The sequence below is a fragment of the Staphylococcus sp. 231237_7MaSpsaltlick genome, from assembly GCF_043107035.1.
In genome coordinates this window covers 1-427 of the sequence record NZ_JBICNX010000404.1, presented here as the reverse complement: position 1 = coordinate 427, position 427 = coordinate 1, and the positions used below count along the sequence as shown (strand labels likewise).

1 protein-coding gene is annotated in these 427 nt (G+C 27.4%); it reads right to left on the bottom strand.

Going from position 1 to position 427, the window contains the following annotated elements; all coding sequences use genetic code 11:
* Positions 1-371 (bottom strand): hypothetical protein (locus ACF91D_RS32100; protein WP_392438753.1); only part of this gene is annotated, 371 nt, incomplete at its 3' end.
* Positions 372-427: the final 56 nt, after the last annotated feature.

Below are 427 nucleotides of genomic sequence, written 5' to 3'. Positions count from 1 at the left end.
ACCATACCCACATGGAAAATGCTACCTAAAACAATCGCCAATATACTGATAAATAAATATAAAATCCTTTTGCTATCATGATATTTTAAAATTGCTAAGGTAAAAATTAAGACAAATAATATTACATATATCTCTCTTAAAGTAATAACAGTGTTAATAAGTGTCAGTGGATATAAAACAAATAAATATGAACTATTAATTGCTACTTTTTCATTTCCAAATACATTCACAACAATTTTGTATAACAAAATAACACAAATTGTATGTACGGTGATATTGACTAATCCAGGCAAAATTTCAAAAGGTTTACCTAGAAAATAAACTAAGGATAGCAATTTAGAGTAGGCAGTCGAGCTTTGTAATACATTCACTTTCTTGTTTTATGCCTAATGGTTATATTAGCCTATGGCCAATTTTTCAATTCTGA